This window comes from Pseudomonas sp. PS01298 (assembly GCF_029959745.1).
Taxonomy (GTDB): domain Bacteria; phylum Pseudomonadota; class Gammaproteobacteria; order Pseudomonadales; family Pseudomonadaceae; genus Aquipseudomonas; species Aquipseudomonas aylmerensis.
In genome coordinates, this window is the sequence record NZ_JASCPP010000238.1 from 1 (window position 1) to 726 (window position 726).

Below are 726 nucleotides of genomic sequence, written 5' to 3' on the forward strand. Positions count from 1 at the left end.
TGAACTGGTCAAGTAATCTTGGACACCGATTAAGGTTTCACGCCACCAGCTTCTCCCTGGCGACTGGTGACCGATAGTCGTTGTAGCTATGCGGCCTGGTGATGTTGTAGCGCGATACATAGCGCTGCACATCCGCTCGGGCCTCATGTTCCGACCCGTAGCCTGCTTCTGGCACCCACTCTGATTTCAAACTTCCAAAGAAACGCTCCATCGGAGCGTTATCCCAGCATTCGCCTTTACGGCTCATGCTTTGTCGGAGTCCATGTTCCAGCAGTTCATTTCTGAATTTATGGCTGGTGTACTGGCAACCTTGGTCGGAGTGAAACAGTACGTCTTTTGGGCGACCGCGCAGTTCAATCGCCATGCGCAGGGCTTCGCAGGTCAGCGTGGCATCAGAGATCATCGAAAACGACCAGCCCACAATCCGGCGAGCGAACAAGTCCAGAACCGCCGCGAAATACAGCCAACGCTTGCCGACTTTGATGTACGTCACGTCCCCACACCACACCTGATTGACCGTCGCAACATCAAACTTGCGTTTGAGCACATGCGGTGCCACCAAAGCCTCCACGCCAGGTGACTTGTACTTATGGCGCCGGCGTTGACGGCTGACAATGCCTGCTTCTCGCATCAAGCTGCGAGCCATGAACCGCCCGACATCATGCCCGCCGGCTTGCAGCTGTTTAGCCAAGGTACGAGCGCCCGCAGACTCTCTCGACGCCCTGT

The 726-nt window shown here is 56.1% G+C and carries 1 protein-coding gene; it reads right to left on the reverse strand.

Annotated elements, in window-relative coordinates; all coding sequences use genetic code 11:
* Positions 1-37: 37 nt before the first annotated feature.
* Positions 38-726: IS3 family transposase (locus QMX97_RS32015; RefSeq protein WP_282398237.1), on the reverse strand; the 689-nt coding region annotated here is incomplete at its 5' end.